Origin of the sequence: Pseudomonas sp. NPDC077408, assembly GCF_050269105.1 — a bacterium.
Taxonomy (GTDB): domain Bacteria; phylum Pseudomonadota; class Gammaproteobacteria; order Pseudomonadales; family Pseudomonadaceae; genus Stutzerimonas.
This window is the reverse complement of sequence record NZ_JBNNHS010000005.1, coordinates 151,953-165,619: the sequence shown is the minus strand read 5'-3', so window position 1 is coordinate 165,619 and position 13,667 is coordinate 151,953. Positions and strand designations below refer to the sequence as shown.

At 62.3% G+C, this 13,667-nt stretch carries 13 protein-coding genes; 7 read left to right on the top strand and 6 right to left on the bottom strand.

The window, feature by feature from the left end:
- The 4 genes from dapF to ACQKEK_RS14885 all read left to right on the top strand — a co-directional run bounded on the left by dapF (position 1) and on the right by ACQKEK_RS14885 (position 3,196).
- On the top strand, positions 1-831 hold the full coding sequence (gene dapF / locus ACQKEK_RS14900) for a diaminopimelate epimerase (protein ID WP_499143611.1): 831 nt from the start codon (positions 1-3) through the stop codon (positions 829-831).
- Positions 828-1,523, top strand: a complete 696-nt coding sequence (locus ACQKEK_RS14895) for a DUF484 family protein (protein WP_499143610.1) — start codon at positions 828-830, stop codon at positions 1,521-1,523. Before dapF ends, ACQKEK_RS14895 begins: the two co-directional genes overlap by 4 nt.
- Before the next feature lie 81 nt (positions 1,524-1,604).
- Entirely contained in the window at positions 1,605-2,504 is a 900-nt protein-coding gene (xerC, locus tag ACQKEK_RS14890; protein WP_499143609.1) for a tyrosine recombinase XerC, read from the top strand.
- Entirely contained in the window at positions 2,501-3,196 is a 696-nt protein-coding gene (locus tag ACQKEK_RS14885; RefSeq protein ID WP_499143608.1) for an HAD family hydrolase, read from the top strand. Before xerC ends, ACQKEK_RS14885 begins: the two co-directional genes overlap by 4 nt.
- 110 nt (positions 3,197-3,306) lie before the next feature.
- Here ACQKEK_RS14885 and sutA read toward each other — a convergent pair whose 3' ends face one another.
- The 5 genes from sutA to glnK form a co-directional block, all read right to left on the bottom strand.
- Positions 3,307-3,642 carry a dormancy-specific transcriptional regulator SutA gene (sutA, locus tag ACQKEK_RS14880; protein ID WP_045430936.1) on the bottom strand — a complete coding sequence of 112 codons (336 nt, stop codon included), beginning with the start codon at positions 3,640-3,642 and terminating at the stop codon, positions 3,307-3,309.
- A 73-nt stretch (positions 3,643-3,715) separates the two neighbouring features.
- The gene (locus ACQKEK_RS14875) at positions 3,716-4,141 is read right to left on the bottom strand and encodes a secondary thiamine-phosphate synthase enzyme YjbQ (RefSeq protein WP_064481346.1); all 426 of its coding nucleotides are present in this window, start codon (positions 4,139-4,141) and stop codon (positions 3,716-3,718) included.
- A gap of 97 nt (positions 4,142-4,238) precedes the next feature.
- Positions 4,239-5,492: an ammonium transporter gene (locus tag ACQKEK_RS14870; RefSeq protein ID WP_045430941.1), complete on the bottom strand. Its 1,254-nt coding sequence runs from the start codon at positions 5,490-5,492 to the stop codon at positions 4,239-4,241.
- An 81-nt stretch (positions 5,493-5,573) separates the two neighbouring features.
- Positions 5,574-6,890, bottom strand: coding sequence for an ammonium transporter (locus tag ACQKEK_RS14865; RefSeq protein WP_499143607.1), 1,317 nt, complete (start codon positions 6,888-6,890; stop codon positions 5,574-5,576).
- 125 nt (positions 6,891-7,015) lie between these two features.
- Complete coding sequence (glnK, locus tag ACQKEK_RS14860; RefSeq protein ID WP_003096476.1) at positions 7,016-7,354, bottom strand: P-II family nitrogen regulator; 339 nt, start codon at positions 7,352-7,354, stop codon at positions 7,016-7,018.
- 395 nt (positions 7,355-7,749) lie between these two features.
- Here glnK and ACQKEK_RS14855 point away from each other — a divergent pair, with 395 nt between their 5' ends.
- The 3 genes from ACQKEK_RS14855 (at position 7,750) to ACQKEK_RS14845 (ending at position 11,741) form a co-directional block, all read left to right on the top strand.
- Positions 7,750-8,013: an accessory factor UbiK family protein gene (locus tag ACQKEK_RS14855; RefSeq protein WP_499143606.1), complete on the top strand. Its 264-nt coding sequence runs from the start codon at positions 7,750-7,752 to the stop codon at positions 8,011-8,013.
- Positions 8,014-8,046: 33 nt separating this feature from the next.
- The gene (locus tag ACQKEK_RS14850) at positions 8,047-9,546 is read left to right on the top strand and encodes a YifB family Mg chelatase-like AAA ATPase (protein ID WP_499143605.1); all 1,500 of its coding nucleotides are present in this window, start codon (positions 8,047-8,049) and stop codon (positions 9,544-9,546) included.
- A gap of 224 nt (positions 9,547-9,770) precedes the next feature.
- A complete protein-coding gene (locus ACQKEK_RS14845) occupies positions 9,771-11,741 on the top strand; it encodes a BCCT family transporter (RefSeq protein WP_046162946.1) in 1,971 nt (656 codons plus the stop codon).
- 37 nt (positions 11,742-11,778) lie between these two features.
- Here the strand turns inward: ACQKEK_RS14845 and ACQKEK_RS14840 are convergent, their stop codons facing one another.
- The gene (locus ACQKEK_RS14840; protein ID WP_499143685.1) at positions 11,779-13,419 is read right to left on the bottom strand and encodes a putative bifunctional diguanylate cyclase/phosphodiesterase; all 1,641 of its coding nucleotides are present in this window, start codon (positions 13,417-13,419) and stop codon (positions 11,779-11,781) included.
- Positions 13,420-13,667 lie beyond the last annotated feature (248 nt).

Genomic DNA, 13,667 nt, shown 5'->3' with positions numbered 1-13,667 from the left:
ATGCTTTTGCGTTTTACCAAGATGCACGGCCTGGGCAATGATTTCATGGTCATCGACCTGATCAGCCAGCACGCGCACATCCAACCCAAGCACGCCAAGCAATGGGGCGACCGGCATACCGGCGTTGGCTTCGATCAGCTGCTGCTGGTCGAGCCGCCGCACAACCCCGATGTGGATTTCCGCTATCGCATCTTCAACTCCGACGGATCGGAAGTGGAGCAATGCGGTAACGGTGCGCGCTGCTTTGCCCGCTTCGTGCTGGACAAGCGCCTGACCATGAAAAGGCAAATCCGCGTCGAGACCAAGGGCGGCATTATCGAGCTGATCGTGCGGCCCGACGGGCAGATCAGCGTCGACATGGGCCCGCCTCGCCTGATCCCGACTGAGATCCCCTTCCAGGCCGACCAACAAGCCTTGAGTTATCCGCTTCAGGTCGATGATCAGCAGCTGGACATCGCGGCCGTATCCATGGGCAACCCCCATGCAGTGCTGCGCGTAGAGGATGTCGATAACGCTCCGGTGCACCAGCTCGGGCCGAAGATCGAGCACCATTCGCGCTTTCCTCAGCGGGTCAATGCCGGTTTCATTCAGGTGGTCGATCGTCAGCACGCCAAGCTGCGTGTTTGGGAACGTGGCGCAGGCGAAACCCAGGCCTGCGGGACCGGCGCCTGCGCCGCGGCGGTCGCTGCCATCCAACAAGGCTGGATGGATTCTCCGGTGCAGCTCGATCTGCCAGGTGGCCGTCTGTCCATTGAATGGGCAGGCGCTGGACACCCCGTTATGATGACCGGCCCCGCTGTTCGCGTATTCGAAGGACAGGTTCGCCTATGACCGAGCAAAACCAGGACAAGCCACAGCTGCCCGACGCAGAAGCCGTCGCGGCCTATCTGCGAGCCCATCCGGAATTCTTTGTCGATCACGACGAGTTGATTCCCGAACTGCGCATCCCTCACCTGCCCGGCGGCGCCGTGTCGCTGGTCGAGCGGCAAGTTAAGCTGCTGCGCGAGCGCAACATCGAAATGCGCCATCGCTTGTCGCATCTGATGGACGTGGCCCGTGACAACGATCGGCTGTTCGACAAGACGCGCCGGCTGGTGCTCGATCTGCTGGATGCCAACAGCCTGGAAGAAGTCATCGGCGCGGTGGATGAAAGCCTGCGGCACGCGTTCCAGGTGCCCTTCGTGAGCCTGATCCTGTTCAGTGAAACGCCGCTGCCAGTCGGCCGCAGCGTCACCAGCGCCGAAGCCCAACAAGCCATCAGTGGGTTGCTTGGCAGCGGCAAGACAGTCTGTGGTGTCCTTCGACCGCACGAACTCGCCTTCCTCTTTGGAGAAGAAGAAAGTCGCAGCATCGGCTCAGCAGCGGTGGTCGCCCTGAACCAGCAGCAGGGCATCCTCGCGATTGGGAGCGAGGACCCACAGCACTATAAGAGCTCACTGGGCACCTTGTTCCTCGGCTACATCGCCGAAGTGCTAACGCGCGTACTGCCCTCCTATTCCACGCCGCTGCGCTCGGTGCGTTGAGAACACAGACCACCCGCTACGGGCCAAAACCTGAGTGCCAGGCCCAGCCTTAGGCGAGCCGGCACTCCTAGGAAGCCGCTCATGCAAACCGAACTAGACGCCTACTTCGAACACCTGCGCACCGAGCGACAGGTATCGCCGCATACCCTCGACGGCTATCGTCGCGACCTGGTCAAAGTGCTCTTCTTCTGCGAAAAGCAGCGGCTGGCCGAATGGGGGCAACTCAAAAGCCCGCACGTGCGTCAGCTTATTGCCGAGCAGCATCGCCACGGCCAGTCCGGACGCAGCCTCGCTCGGCTGTTGTCGTCGCTACGCGGGCTGTATCGGTACCTCAACCAGGAGGGCCGCTGCGCCCATGATCCGGCTGCCGGCATTTCCGCACCCAAGGGCGAGCGGCGCCTGCCGCGCTTACTAGATACCGACCGAGCCATGCAGCTACTCGATGGCGGCGTTGAAGACGATTTCATCGGCCATCGTGATCAGGCGATGCTGGAGCTGTTCTATTCCTCAGGGTTGCGCCTGGCCGAGCTGGTCGGGCTGAACCTCGACCAGCTGGACCTGCCCGCGGGACTGGTTCAGGTCCAAGGCAAGGGCAACAAGGCACGGGTGCTGCCCGTGGGCCGTAAAGCGCGCGAAGCCCTCGAAGCGTGGCTGCCAATGCGTGCGCTGAGCAATCCGCCGGATGGCGCCGTGTTCGTCAGCCAGCAGGGCCGCCGGCTGGGTCCGCGAGCGGTGCAGCTACGGGTGCGCCAGGCAGGCGTGCGTGAACTGGGTCAGCACTTACACCCGCACATGCTCAGGCACAGCTTTGCCAGTCACATGCTGGAGTCCTCCCAGGATCTGCGCTCGGTGCAGGAGCTGCTCGGCCATGCCGACATCGGTACCACCCAGATCTACACCCACCTGGACTTCCAGCACCTGGCCAAGGTCTATGACCAGGCGCACCCACGCGCCAAACGCAAGCAAGGCAGCGACCAATGAGCATTCGCCTGATCACCTTTGACCTCGACGACACGCTGTGGGATGTCGGCCCAGTCATCCACAGTGCAGAAAACACTCTGCGCGACTGGCTCGGCGAGCACGCACCTCGGCTGGGGGGCTTTCCAGTGGAATCGCTCGCCGCGATCCGCCGCATGCTGATCGAATCCGAACCAGCGCTGAAGCACCGCATCAGCGAGCTGCGTCGACGCATCCTTTTCCACGCCTTGCATGACGCCGGCTACCCGGAGGGCGAGGCAAGAGACCTTGCCGGCCGGGCGTTCGATGTCTTTCTCGAAGCGCGGCACGCCATCGACCTGTTTCCTGACGTTCACCCAACGCTGGAGCATCTGGCCAATCACTACACCCTCGGCGTGCTGACCAACGGCAACGCGGACGTCCGACGACTGGGGTTGGCCGACTATTTTCAGTTCACGCTGTGTGCAGAAGACCTGGGCATTGGCAAGCCGGACCCAAGGCCGTTTCAGGAAGCGCTCGAGCGAGCGGGCGTAGCCGCTGAACACGCGGTCCACATCGGTGACCATCCCGACGACGATATTGGCGGGGCGCAGCGCGCCGGCGTTCGTGCCATCTGGTTCAATCCGGGCGGAAAAGCCTGGCAGCACGAAGGCCAGCCCGACGCCGAGGCTCGCAGCCTGGCGGAGCTCCCCGCTCTGCTCGCACGGTGGCGATAGCCGCTTAACGACAGCGCAGATGCGACAAAGCCCAACACCACTGTGTTGGGCTTTGTTGCGGTCACGCCTTCGCGATTCGCGGGGGTTGTCCGATCCCGGTCACTGCGACCTTAGATAGGACGACTGCCGTATTTGCTGTCGGGCTTCTTGGGCGGATCCGCGACCACATTGGGCTCGACTTCCTGTACGCGTCCCCCGCGTGCCAGAAACTCTTCCATTGCCCGAGCCAACTCGTCACGTTCCTTCTGCTTGGCTTCCAGGCTCGGCAGCTCTTCTACCACAACCGCCTTGGCCTTCTTTTTACTGGTCGGCGCTGCACGGTCGCTGTCGGTGCTTTCGTCGTCGGCGCTGTTATCTGCTTCGCCGTCATCGGCAGCAGGCAGCTCCTCCCCTTCGTCCTCGTCGTTCGTGTCCAGATCGTCTTGTTCTAATTCTTCGTCGCTCATGTTCAACCTCGTACCTTGCCAAAGCGGAAGTTATAGCCCAGCGATGTGCTTTGTTCGCCATCGCCAAAAAAATTCAACTTGCCATCCCGTGCAACGTGGCCAGAACCTGCCTGGCGCCACCTTGATCCCGGTGCTCACCCAGGTAGATACCCTGCCAGGTCCCCAATGCCAGCCGCCCCTCGCTGACGGGCAAACTTACCTGGCAACCCAGCAGGCTCGCCTTGAAATGCGCCGGTAGATCGTCCGGTCCTTCGTAATCGTGTTCGTAGCCAGCTTGGCCCTGCGGTACCAGACGGTTGAAAAACCGTTCGAAATCGCGCCGGACTGCGCCGTCGGCATTCTCGTTAACCGTCAATGAAGCCGAGGTATGACGCAGCCACAGGTGTAACAGACCGGTCTCGCATTGTTGCAGTTCCGGCAGTTGTGCAAGCAGCTCGTCGGTTATCAGATGGAAGCCTCGCGGCCTCGGGCGCAGCGTGATGAGTGTCTGTCGCCACATTCTCAAAAACCCCTTCGGCTCCTGAACGCGCGCATTCTAGCGCGGCGCCAGAAAAAACAAAGGGCGCCCTGAGGCGCCCTTGTCGACAGCGGAGAAATCAACGCTTGTTGGTGAACTCGGGGTAGGCCTCGAGGCCGCACTCGACAACGTCGACGCCCTCGTACTCTTCCTCTTCGCTCACACGCAGCCCCATGACCGCTTTGAGGATGCCCCACACGATCAGGCTGGCAATGAACACCCAGGCAAAGATCGATACCAGGCCTAGCAATTGCGCGCCGAATGTCGCGTCCGCATTGGTCAGCGGCACCGCCAGCAGCCCCCACATACCCACAACGCCATGCACCGAAATGGCGCCGACCGGATCATCAAGCTTGAGTTTGTCCAGGCCAAGGATGCTGAACACGACCAGTACGCCGCCCACACCGCCGATCAATACGGACTGCAGCGCGCTCGGGGTTAAGGGTTCAGCGGTAATGGCAACCAGACCGGCAAGTGCGCCGTTGAGGACCATGGTCAGGTCGGACTTGCCGAACAGCAGACGGGCAGTGATCAATGCCGCGACCAGGCCACCAGCGGCCGCCATGTTGGTATTGGTGAACACCTGAGCGACGGCGTTGGCGTCTTCGATAGTGCTCATCTTCAGCTGCGAACCGCCGTTGAAGCCGAACCAGCCCATCCACAGGATGAACGCACCCAAAGTCGCCAGCGGCAGGTTGGCGCCAGGGATCGCATTGATCTGACCGTTCGGACCGTACTTGCCCTTACGCGGGCCCAGCAGCAGGACGCCTGCCAGGGCCGCCGAAGCACCAGCCATGTGCACCAGGCCAGAGCCGGCGAAGTCCAGGAAACCGGCAGCATCGAGGAAGCCGCCACCCCATTTCCAAAAACCCTGCACTGGGTAGATCACACCCGTCATTACCACCGCGAAGGCGATGAACGCCCAGAGCTTCATCCGCTCAGCCACCGCGCCGGAGACCACCGACATGCAGGTGGCGGCGAATACCACTTGGAAGAAGAAGTCGGCACGGGTCGAGTAGTACGGTGCGTCTTCACCACCAGCAGCAACCACGTCCACCGCGTTCTCATCACCGATCAGAAAGCCCAGGCTCGGCAGGATGCCGCCGTCCGGACTGGAGTACATGATGTAGTAACCGATCAGCAGGTACATGATCGACGCCACGGCGTAGAGCACGATATTTTTGGTCAGGATCTCGGCGGTGTTCTTCGCCCGAACCAGACCGGCTTCGAGCATGGAGAAACCGGCCGCCATCCACATCACCAGCGCACCGCAGATGAGGAAGTAGAAGGTATCGAGTCCGTACTGGACGGGTATCAAAGCTGTGCTATCCATTTTTTTATCACCTTTTGCCGAGCGCCTCGCAGCGCTGTTCGGTTAAGGCGCCCGGGTTGGCTCCGGGCGCACTCCGTGTGCTTACAGGTTGTAGCCGCGCTCGTTGTGCAGGCTGAGATCCAGGCCTATGGCTTCTTCTTCTTCGGTGACCCGCAGCCCCATCACCACATCGATCACCTTGAGGATCACGAAGGTGACGATCGCGGTGTAGACGACGGTGAAGAGCACGCCCTTGAACTGGATCCACAGCTGCAGTGCGATGTTTTCCACCTCACCAAAGCCGCCCAGTGCCGGGGCCGCGAACACGCCAGTCAGCAACGCACCCACGATGCCGCCGACTCCGTGCACGCCAAAAGCGTCCAGAGAGTCGTCGTAACCGAGCTTGCGTTTCAGGCTGGTGGCACAGAAGAAGCAGATGACGCCGGAGGCCAGACCGATAATCAGCGCGCCCATCGGGCCGACCGTACCGGCGGCGGGTGTGATGGCGACCAGACCGGCCACGACGCCCGAAGCAATGCCCAGGGCGCTGGGTTTGCCGTGAGTGAGCCACTCCGCGAACATCCAGCTCAGCGCAGCCGCAGCGGTTGCGATCTGGGTCACTAACATGGCCATTCCGGCTGTGCCGTTAGCAGCCAGCGAGGAGCCGGCGTTAAAACCGAACCAGCCGATCCAGAGCATCGCCGCGCCGACCAGGGTGAGGCCAAGGTTGTGCGGCGCCATCGGCGTGGTGGGGAAGCCTTTGCGCTTACCGAGCACGATGCACGCCACCAGGCCAGCGATACCGGCATTGATGTGCACCACAGTGCCACCCGCAAAATCAAGCACGCCCCAGTCCCACATCAGGCCGCCATCGCCGCCCCAGACCATGTGCGCGATCGGTGCGTAGACCAGCGTGAACCAGACGCCCATGAACACCAGCATCGCGGAGAACTTCATGCGCTCGGCGAACGCACCGACGATCAGCGCCGGGGTGATGATGGCGAAGGTCATCTGAAAGGTAATGAATACACTCTCCGGTACGGTACCGGTGAGGCTGTCAGGCGTCAGGCCGCTGAGGAAGGCGCGACCCAGGCCTCCAACGAAGGAATTGAGGTTGGTGACGCCTGCTTCCATGCCGGTGGTATCGAACGCCAGGCTGTAGCCGTAGACCATCCAGAGGATGCTCATCAGCCCGGTGATGGCGAAGCACTGCATCATCACCGACAAGATGTTCTTGGAGCGGACCATGCCGCCGTAGAACAGCGCCAGGCCCGGAATCGTCATGAACAGCACCAGCGCGGTGGCCGTAAGCATCCATGCCGTATCGCCGGAATCAAGCGTTGCCTCCTGCGCCATGGCGATGCCTGGGCTTATCAGAGACAAAAGGGCTCCTAGCCCTGCGAATTTTCGCAGAGTCATGGTTTTACTCCTGGGGCGTGGGGGTTCGTAGGCCTGCTAGGCAGGCAATCGCAAAATGCTCGGGCGGTGCGTGGCGACGTGTCGGGCGTTGCCGCCCGCTCAAACGCGCGCTACGCGTCGGGCCGTCAGATTGCGTCGGTATCGGTTTCGCCTGTGCGGATGCGAATGGCCTGTTCCAGATTCACGACGAAGATCTTGCCGTCGCCGATTTTTCCGGTGTTGGCCGCCTTGGTGATCGCCTCGATCACGCGGTCGAGTTGGTCATCGGCGATTGCTACGTCGATCTTCACCTTCGGCAGAAAATCGACCACGTATTCAGCCCCGCGATAGAGCTCGGTATGGCCTTTCTGGCGACCGAAGCCCTTGACCTCGGTGACCGTGATGCCCTGGACGCCAATCTCGGACAGCGACTCGCGTACGTCGTCCAGCTTGAACGGCTTGATGATGGCAGTGACTAGTTTCATGAAACTTCTCCCGTTTAGGTGGACTTGCCCCAGAAGTACGAACCCGGCTCAAGTCTAAGCGCAGTGTCTGGCTCTTGTAACGCGCCGGCGTTGCCGAGCGACCATCCGACACCATCAACCGATCCGACGAAACGTCCCGAATCGCCTTTGCACCGCTACCTGCTGGTGCATGCGTCATGAGGAGCTAAGCAGAATCGATGCCAGCTTTTTGCAATGCCCGGCGTGAGGCGCTCCGCAAAGGGCGTACGCGGCCACATCACAGCTCGCTCGTGCTAATAGCGCACCATGCCAGTGCACGACACCGCAACGGCATGCCCGCAAACGTGCACGCGCGTCGGCAGGACGGTCGAATAGCCCGTGTTACACTGCGCGTCGCTCAGAAACAGGTAATGCTCATGTTCCCACCCAAAGCTTTTCTCGACGCCGTCGGCGCCCAGGCCTCGCGGCTATTCAGCGGTGAAACCCCCCTGCCCCGCGCGGAAGTCGAAGCCCAGCTCAAAGGCATCGTGCAAGGTGCGCTGAGCAAGCTCGATGTGGTCAGCCGTGAAGAATTCGACAGCCAGATGATCGTGCTTGCACGAACCCGGGCGAGGCTTGAAGCCCTCGAAGCCAAGGTCGCCGAGCTGGAAGAGAAAATCGCGCCACCCGCGTCCGAATAGGCCGGCTGGCGTCACGATCAAAGGAGTGATCGGATGTCCCTCGCAATCGTCCACAGCCGCGCCCAGGTCGGCGTGGAAGCGCCTACCGTCACGGTGGAGGCGCACCTTGCCAATGGCCTGCCTTCGCTGGCCTTGGTCGGCCTGCCGGAAACGGCAGTCAAGGAAAGCAAGGACCGCGTGCGCAGCGCGATCCTGACGTCCGGCTTCGACTTCCCGGCCCGACGAATCACGCTCAATCTTGCGCCAGCCGATTTGCCTAAAGATGGTGGCCGCTTTGATCTGGCCATCGCGCTGGGCATATTGGCGGCGAGTGGCCAGATCCCTGCGGACCGGCTGGACACGCTCGAATGTCTGGGCGAGCTGGCACTTTCCGGCACACTGCGGCCGGTACAGGGCGTGTTGCCCGCCGCGCTCGCGGCGCGCCAGGCCGGGCGCGCCCTACTGGTGCCACGAGCCAATGCCGAGGAGGCCAGCCTGGCGTCGGGATTGGTGGTCTATGCCGCCGACCACCTGCTGGAAGTCGCTGCGCACTTCAACGGCGTGACTCCCATCGAACCTTTTCAAGCCCAAGGCCTGTTGCGCCAGGTGCTGCCCTACCCTGATCTCGCAGATGTGCAGGGCCAGGCTGCCGCCAAGCGTGGGCTGCTGGTGGCCGCCGCGGGTGGCCACAACCTGTTGTTATCCGGCCCGCCTGGTACCGGCAAGACATTGCTTGCCAGCCGGCTACCCGGCCTGCTTCCACCTCTGGAAGAACAGGAAGCGCTGGAAGTCGCAGCAATTCAGTCTGTCGCCAGCCAGTCTCCCTTGGCGCACTGGCCACAGCGCCCTTTTCGACAGCCCCATCACAGTGCATCGGGGCCAGCCCTGGTTGGCGGCGGCAGTCGGCCAAGGCCGGGGGAAATCACTTTGGCGCATCAAGGTGTACTGTTTCTCGATGAGCTGCCGGAATTCGACCGCAAGGTCCTGGAAGTGCTCCGCGAGCCCCTGGAGTCAGGCTGTATTGTCATCGCCCGCGCGCGCGACAAGGTGCGCTTCCCAGCACGTTTCCAGTTGGTCGCGGCGATGAACCCCTGCCCCTGTGGCTACCTGGGCGACTCCAGCGGTCGCTGCCGCTGTTCGCCAGACCAGATTCAACGCTACCGCGGCAAGCTCTCCGGGCCGCTGCTCGACCGCATCGACCTGCATCTGACGGTCGCTCGCGAAGCCACTGCGCTGAACGCACCACTGGCTGGCAACGAAACCACGCAGCGGGTCGCAGCGCAGGTGGCCGAAGCGCGGCGTATTCAACTCAAGCGACAGGGCTGCGCCAATGCCTTCCTCGATCTTGCCGGTTTGCGCAGCCATTGCTCATTGCAGCCGGGGGATCAGCAATGGCTCGAACGCGCCTGCGAACGCCTGGGACTGTCGCTACGCGCTGCGCATCGGATCCTGAAGGTCGCACGCACACTGGCGGATCTTCAGCCGGCCGACGCCATTGGTCGCGCGCACCTGGCCGAGGCATTGCAATACCGACCCGGCAACCAGACGGGCTGAAACCCGAACAGCTTCCTGCCCGGCGCAACGGGCGTCGGCAGGGCTCGAACAGCCTCCCGACAAGGTGAGAAAAATACGCCGAAACTTGCTGCTTGGTGCGGTCACAACCAAGGGTCCAACCCCATCGCCGCGGAGCTGGCCCGGTCGAAAGCTGACCAGTATGTTAGATTGCGGCCTCTTCGCCACAGGCGGCCACTCCCCAATCGGTTATCAAGGAGCGCAGCATGGAGGCCAACAAGTCTTCCTCTCCCACCCTCAATCCCCCGGTGTTCTACGGTTCTGCCGTGCTCATCCTGTTGCTAGTGATCTACAGCGTCGCCACTCCGGAACATGCTCAAGGCATGTTCAGCGACGTCCAGGCCTGGATCATCGCCAATGTCAGCTGGCTCTACATTCTTGCAGTCGCCGTCATCCTGCTGATGGTTGTATTGCTGGCGCTCAGCCGTTATGGCGAGATCAAGCTGGGCCCTGACCACAGCGAGCCGGACTACAGCTATCTGACCTGGTTTTCGATGCTGTTCTCGGCAGGCATGGGCATCGGCCTGATGTTCTTTGGCGTCGCCGAGCCGGTCATGCACTTCCTCTCGCCGCCGGTTGGCGAAGGCGGCACCGTCGCGGCTGCGCGCGAGGCCATGAAGATCACCTTCTTCCACTGGGGCCTGCATGCCTGGGCCATCTACGCGATCGTCGCGATGATTCTGGCCTACTTCAGCTATCGCCAGGGCTTGCCACTGACGCTGCGCTCCGCCCTGTACCCGCTGATTGGCGAACGCATCTACGGGCCGATAGGCCATGCGGTAGACATCTTCGCCATTATCGGCACCGTCCTCGGCGTCGCCACTTCGCTGGGGCTGGGTGTCACGCAGATCAACACTGGATTGAATCACCTGTATGGCGTGCCCATTTCCGTCCCGGTGCAGATCGCACTGATTGCGGGCACCACCGTACTGGCGACGATCTCGGTGGTGACTGGCCTGGACAAGGGCGTACGGAGACTCTCGGAACTGAACCTGACGCTGGCCGTTCTGTTGCTGTTGCTGGTGCTGATCGCCGGGCCGACCGTGTTCATCCTGCAGACATTCGTGCAGAACACCGGTAACTACTTCTCACAGATCGTCACCGCGACCTTCAACCTCTACGCCTACGAGCCGAACGACTGGATCGGCGGCTGGACGCTGTTCTACTGGGGCTGGTGGCTGGCCTGGTCGCCCTTCGTTGGGCTGTTCATCGCGCGCATTTCGCGAGGCCGCACCATCCGTGAATTCGTCACCGGCGTGCTGCTGGTCCCGACAGCCTTCACCCTGCTGTGGATGACGGTGTTCGGCGATACAGCGATCCACATGATCCTCTGGGAACACGTCACCAGCCTGGGCGAAGCCATCGAGCGAGACAGCTCACTGGCACTGTTCGCCTTCCTCGAGTACTTCCCCTTCGCCTCGCTGCTCTCGCTGATCGCAATCATCATGGTGGTGGTGTTCTTCGTCACCTCGGCGGACTCCGGTGCGCTGGTCGTGGACATGCTCGCCTCCGGCGGTCAGGGCCAGACACCTGTGTGGCAGCGCGTGTTCTGGGCCGGCTCCATGGGAGCGGTCGCCATCGCCCTGCTGCTCGCGGACGGCCTGACCGCGCTGCAGACCGCAACCATTGCCAGTGCCTTGCCCTTCACCATCGTGCTGCTCTGCGCCATGTGGGGTTTGCTCAAGGCGTTGCGCGTGGATGCCACCAAACAAGGCTTGCGATATCAGACGGTCAGCACCACGCCCACAGCGCCGCAGTCTGAAGGTGGCTGGCGCCGTCGGGTGCAGAACCTGACCAAGTACCCACGCCGTCGCGACGTCGAGCGCTTCATCGTCGCAATCGCAGCGCCCGCGTGCGCTGAAGTGGCGGAAGAACTGCGCAAGCAGGGGTACGCCGTGGAGCTTACAGGCGGTGAAGACAACCGCACCGGGCTGCAGATCACCCATGAGGGCGCACCTGATTTCATCTATCAGATCCGCCCGCGCGGCTATCCGATGCCGAGTTTTGTCGCCACCGAAGAGGGCGATTCTGACGAGGCGACCTACTTCCGCGCCGAGGTTCACCTCAGGGAAGGCGGGCAGAACTATGACGTGATGGGCTGGAGCCGTGATGGCGTGATCGGCGACATCCTGGACCAGTACGAGAAGCACATGCACTTCCTGCACATGGTTCGCTAAGCAACAACGCGCCGGACTCTAAGCCCGGCGCTTCGTTTCAGCAACTGGCTTCGGCCGTCCGGCCACGATTGAGAAAGGGCCTGAGCTCCGCAAGCGGCAGCGGCTTGCTGATCAGATAGCCTTGAACCTGATCGGCTCCGAAGCGACGCAGCTGACCGAGCTGAGCGGCGCCCTCCACCCCTTCGGCTACCACCTCCAGACCCAGGTCATGCGCGAGGCTGATCATCGCGCGCACCAGTCGCCCATTCTGAGGGCGCGCCGCCATCTGACCGACAAAACTTTTGTCGATCTTGAGCAGACTGATCGGCAGTCGACTCAGGTGCACGAACGAGGAGAAACCGGTACCAAAATCATCCAGCGAGAAGCGCACACCTAGCGCTGCCAGGGCGTTCATGGTGCCGCGAACCTGATCGCTGCGGCGCATCACTGCGGTTTCGGTGAGTTCGAACTCCAGCCAATGCGGATCCACGCCGCGTTCCTCGATCAGCCGCTTCAGGGTTGCCAGCAACTGGCTGTCCTGAAACTGGCGGAACGATAGATTGACAGCCATGTGCAGCTCGCCTGCACCGCTTTCGCGTAGGCTTTGCATGTCGCGCAGCGCCCTTGCGATCACCCAGTAGCCGAGCGGCACAATCAAGCCGCTTTCTTCGGCCATGGGGATGAACTCGTCTGGCCCGAGAAGACCACGCTCGGCATGCGGCCAGCGAACCAGCGCCTCCATACCAACGATGCGGCCGGTGTCGATGCAAAGTCGCGGCTGATAGTGCAGCTCAAGGTCATCGCGCCGCAGCGCACGGCGCAACTCGCCTTCCAGATCAGCAAGGTGACTGGCGCTGCGGTTGACCCGCTCGTCGTACAGATACCAGGAACAGCCTTGACTCGCCTTGGCTTGACGCATGGCCACCTGCGCCAGCCAGAGCAGTTGGTCGGGGCCCGTATCGGCCTTCGCATTCGCCAGCCCAAGACTGCAGCCGAGCATCAGGGTGTCGCCGTCAATCCAGTAGGGCTCGGCCAGTGCCTCGACAATACGGTCAGCGATCCGATCAGCGCGATCAGGCTGCCGCTCGGTATCGAGCAACAATGCAAACTCGTCGCCACCCAGGCGGGCCAGGGTGTCACCCACCTCCAGCTGTGCCTTCAGGCGCGCCACGACTTGCAAAATCAGACGGTCGCCAGCCTGATGCCCCAAGGCATCGTTGACCCGGCGAAAGTTATCCAGATCCAGGCACCCAAGCGTCAGTCCTTCTCCTTCGTGCTCGGCCAGGCGCGATGCAAGCAAGGCCTGAAAGCCTTGGCGATTGGCAATGCCTGTCAGCGGGTCCTGCACGGCCAGCCTTTGCAGGGCCCCCTCCAAGTTGCACCGTTCGCGGGCATAGCGCACACAACGCCGCAGCATGTCGGTACTCAAACGGGGGCCGGGAAGCCAGTCGATGACACCTTCCGGCAGCTCTGCGGGTTCGTCTTCGAGCAACAGAACGGTAGGCCAGGGGAAGTGCGCCGACGCGGGCCGACAGCCCGGCGTGGCAATCAACAAGGCGTGACCGGACTCGGCAAGCAGATCAATGGCGGCCGACCAGTCTTCAGCCACGCTCAGCCGATGGCGGCCGCGCACGGACGACAGGGCAACCTGAAGCTCTTCGGTCCACGTGGGCACATCGGCCAGCAGAACCAGACGCATGGGTTGTATAGAAGATGTCACGGTGTTTCCCCGGTTCGTACGGAGCAGAAGGTGGCAATGCCACCTCGACGGATACACCTCCCTGTGTGAAGCGGGGCGGCAAGCTGAGCAGCCTAAAGCGGGCGCCGCGGCGCATAGACTAGAGCATTGCAATGGATAACCCAGCCTCGCTGGCGACGACCGGTAGCCGCAGCCGGTCGACAGCACCATTTCACCGCTATAGCCCTGCTAAACTCTCGCCCCCGTTT